Here is a 4,625-nt window from a genome sequence, read left to right on the forward strand (position 1 = left end):
CGGTTGATATCGCCCCTGGGATTTCTAATGAATTGGTAGATTTCATTCTTTGCGTTTCGAACTTCTTTGATGCGCTCCATTTTGTCATAAGAAAATTGAACTTTCTTTCCGTTCTGTTCTCTCATAATCAGACTTCCCAAAGGAGTATATTGGAACGATACTTTTTTATTCCCCTCAAGAGCCTCGATAATTTCTTCGTAGGCATTGTAACGAAAATGGGTTTCTTGGTCTTCACAGCGTACAGAAATGACTCTTGAGAGCTCATCGTATCGAAAATGTTGATTGATGCCTTGTGCATTTTTTATTCGAGTTACATTTCCTCGAAAATCATAACTCCATTCAGTAGTTTGTTTATTCTTGTCAGATAATGAAATAAGATTGTGTTGTTGGTCGTATTCTAAAAATAGAGAATTGCCGTTATGACTAATTTCAGATAACAGGTTTTTCTCGTTATAATGAAACACCGTATACCGGTCATCCGGTTCAATGATGGCATGGAGCAAGGAACTTTGTTTTTTATATACATACGATTTTTTATGACCTTCGGGAGAAATAACCAGAGAGAGGCGGTCTTTTTTGTCATACATAAAAATTTGTTGACTGCCGTCAGCATAAGTAATAGCGGTTTGGTTTCCTCGCTCGTCATAGCTGTATCCGGTACAGTTGCCCTCTTCATCTATTTCTCTATATAATTCCATGAACTCGGTATAATGAAAAAAACGAGCGTTTCCCAGCGGATCTTGTATCTGAGTCACCAATTGCTCGGGAGTATAGTAATAAAGAGTTTTTGCTCCTTGTGAATCGGTTACGCAATTATATCCTTTTTGAGGGTAATATTCTATGCTACCTTCCTGTAAGCCTCCGTCTCCCCATGTGTGAATGCATTTTGCGCCCACGGCATCTCCGTTGTATTTCCAATAAAAAGATTGTCCGTTACGGTCGGTTTTTTTAACCATTAAATAGCCTTTATATTGTATACGAGTAGTTTGGTTACGGCTATCTGTGATAGCATTCATATTATCGTTGCCATCATACTGATATTCCACCAGGGTTTCTTCCGTATTAATGTCTTCTCTTACCAGAGCAATACGAGTTATTTTTTTTTCGTTATTGTAGATTCTTATTTTTCTTTGAGCAGTGTCAATTATTTCTGAAAGGATACCAAAAGAATACTTGAATTGGAGAAAAAAACCGGCAGAATTTTGTATTTTACTAAGTTTATAGTGGACTTGAGAAATTCTATGCTCATAAAAATAGGTTTCCTGGTTGGAGTGAAAAAAAACTTCAAAACCGTTTTTCTTTCTCAATAATGTCATTTTTTCCTCTCTTAAGTAAAAATCTTCGTCTTTTTCGAGCAGAGGAAATTCTATTATTCTCCCGTCCTCAACTCGCACGAGTATTACTTTTTCTTCAGGAAATACTTCAATATCCAGATCGTAATTTGCATGCACCCCATGCCCCAAGGGGCCAAGATAGTCTGAATCCGAATACCAAGCTCGTTTCCATTCCAAGGGAATAATTCCCGGCAGGGAAAAATCGGTACCTTCATAAACCACTGCACCGCTGACTAAATTAACAGGCTCAAACCCCAATTGGCATAAAACATTACTCAACTTATTAGGACCTTTTTTTGCTTTTAAGTTGTGATTGAATTTAGTAATGAGATTTTTAGTTTTTTTTAAGCCTTTACCTAAGCCTTTCATAATTGCACCAAAGCCAAAGCTCATGGCCAAGCCGCTTAGTATTCCTCCCCAGTCCGGAGGATAGGGCCCCCCCACATTCACTTTAGGACCAAATGAAATAGGTAAGGAATAAGAAGTAGGGGCAAAAAGAGTAGGGGTGAGTTTCCAAAACTTTTTCTTTCCGGGCTGCAAAGAAAGCGGTATGCCAATATCGTTACAAGTCATAAGCATATGCCCTTTAGGGCTCAGACGAGTGCTTTCAGCATATACGTTTTTTGAGGCAAAAAAATTCATGGATTGATGTCCAATAATCGGTGTCATAACCCAAGGAGGAGTAAAAAGAGGTATATGCTTTAGGGTAAGTATTATTCCGTTTGTATCGGAAACGCCTCTTTTTTGTCCATTAATTTGTACGGTAGCTCCTACAAAAGGAACGTAATCCATAGGATCCATGACAATTCCTATATAGGGATGAAATGGATTGAATGGAGGAAGAGTGGTGAAGTGTATATCGATACCTAATACCGGGGTAAAATGATTATCTGTAAGTAACATTTTTTTTGTATTTTAGTTCAATTAGGGAGAGGCTTGTAATTTAGAATAGGCTTGATGCCTCCACTTATGTCCATAAAGATTTACCATACGTTCATTAATCGTTTGATATTCTTTTTGGGTCAGGATGCGAGAATTGCTTAAATAATAGTTAGCAATGAAGTTGAACTCGGTTGCTTTAATAAATTCATCACCCTGCGAATATACTTTTTTAAAAAAACCGTTTTCCATGTAATAATTCATATCTGATTTCATGAAGTGTTTTTCAGCTACGATTATGGCATTTTTACAACTGCTTATGGCTTCCATTATATGTTGATGATGCATGGCCTCTTCTGTACTTTTAATAAAGCATTCCCAAGCCTTAGCGGGTTTGTTTTCTATACTGTAATAAGAGGCTTTGTAATTATATAATTGTAATAGAATACTTAACGAAGAAGTATCATTATTCTTTAATTGTGATTGACAAATGGCAATTCCTTTATCTAATAAGGGGTGAATATTAACGTCTTTAAATCCGAACAAAAAACCGGCAAATATCAGATGTGCCGATGCCCAGATGCTTTTATCTGCTGTGGATTGTCCTATCTCAAGTAATTTTTTTCCCCAATGGTATACTCCTTTCTTATTTTGTTCAGATGCTTTTTTACCCATTTCCAACATACAAGTATTAAATTTTACTTGCGGGTCAGCAGGATTTCCGCTTTTAATCAGTTCCTCATAAGCATCTTTCATATTTTGACTTTCTACTGTTAAGGAGCAACCGCTAAAGTTTGAATTATTCATCAATCTTGAGTAATACAAGTTTTGAGTATAATCAGTCAGTACTATTCCTATACCTTGAGGTAATTGCATGGCAAACTTTTCAATCCATTTTGCAAAATCCTGATAACTGCTTATTTTTCTGGGAATTATTCCTATCCTTAAGTTTTCTGTTTGATTGGGCATACACTTTTGATAACTGGAGAGCAGGTCAATTAAAAGACGCCCTTGAAGTTGTTCAGGATTTGCTTGTTGGAGTTTCTCTTTATATTCTGAAAATTCTTTCCAGGGAAGGTTAGGATGTTTACTTAGATTTTTTTCATATTCACCAATCCAATCCTTAGCTAATAGGTACGAGTATTCATTACTATTGACAAAATCTGTTAACATTACAACTAAGACTTCGTCAATACTTCGGTATATGGAAGATTCCAGCTTATAAAAACCGTTTATAAGAGGTAAATCATCTTCATCCTCTAATAAAAAACGTACCACTTTATAATTTTTTCCTTGTATTTTATCTTTCCATTTCTGCTGTATTCGGTTTATCCGTAGAGCAATAGGGTTATGTTCATTGTTCATAATACCAACATTAATTTAATAAGTTAGTTTAATTAAGGTTGACTGAATCGGATCCTTTAATATTTGATATTGTGGATGCTACCTCAATGGTTTGTCCCGATTTTATTTCTACTTGTCCTTCGGCTTCTATGGTTACCTTAGGAGCTTCTTTTTTAATGATAGTATCACTTATGGTTTTTACTGACTCTATTCCTGTTGTTGTGTGTGATTTGGTCTCAGTTTCGATTTTGTCTTCTCCTTCTATTTTAATTTCTTTGCCTTTAATTAAGATTTTACCATCTTTTTTAAGCTCTATGCTGGATTCTCCACAGGTAATAATTATTCTGTCTCTAGAATCTAAAGCGGTTTCTCCCGCACCATCCATGACTAATTTTGCCGGTATTTGATCTGCCAACGTCATGGAGCCTTCTTTGTCATTAAAGGTAAGATTAGACCCTGCGGCCGTTTGCAAGCCTTTCATATAATTTCCGGCACCCCCATGTCCGGATTTAGCTTCCCCGTTGAACATGGCACCCAAGCTCACCGGCTTTTCGGCATTTCCGTTCTCAAAAGTAACGATCACCTCTTCGCCTATCTCCGGTACAATGTGCATACCCTTTCCTTTCCCTGCATAGGGAGTAATGGAGCGGATCCACGGGGTCATTCCATTAAAGGGCTTCTGCCAGGGAAATTGTACTCGTATTCTGCTCATTCCTTGCGGATCGTTGTTATCGGTCACTATGGCCGATTGCTCTTCGCATAGCGGCAGAGCATCTTCGTCCATATATTCCGGAACGATGTTATGGACAGGTATTCCTACCAATTCATTGTAATAACCTTCGGTAATGTCTTGATAATGGGTGACTTCTATGATCTTGTACTGCTCCAAAGGAACTTCTCCGTCCTTAAACAGCCCACTTTTAGGCATCCAGGCTTTGAGCTTCACGATGTCTCCCAAACGTAAATTAGGATTATTGGTCTTAGCTTCTAAAAACAACACGTGCCGGCGTTTAAGCTTTTGTCTTTCCACAGCTTGGCTCACTTCAACCGTACCTTTTTCCAATAAGG

At 37.4% G+C, this 4,625-nt stretch carries 3 protein-coding genes; all 3 read right to left on the reverse strand.

Annotation, left to right across the window (positions count from 1 at the left end; translation table 11 throughout):
• The coding region (locus tag ASC36_RS10160; protein ID WP_221400591.1) for a DUF6531 domain-containing protein at positions 1-2,237 on the reverse strand (2,237 nt) is incomplete at its 3' end.
• Between the two features lie 21 nt (positions 2,238-2,258).
• Positions 2,259-3,578, reverse strand: a complete 1,320-nt coding sequence (locus ASC36_RS10165; RefSeq protein ID WP_055426381.1) for a hypothetical protein — start codon at positions 3,576-3,578, stop codon at positions 2,259-2,261.
• 28 nt (positions 3,579-3,606) lie between these two features.
• On the reverse strand, positions 3,607-4,625 hold a 1,019-nt coding region (locus tag ASC36_RS10865), incomplete at its 5' end, for a phage baseplate assembly protein V (RefSeq protein WP_221400592.1).

It is taken from the genome of Apibacter mensalis (assembly GCF_001418685.1).
GTDB classification, from domain to species: domain Bacteria; phylum Bacteroidota; class Bacteroidia; order Flavobacteriales; family Weeksellaceae; genus Apibacter; species Apibacter mensalis.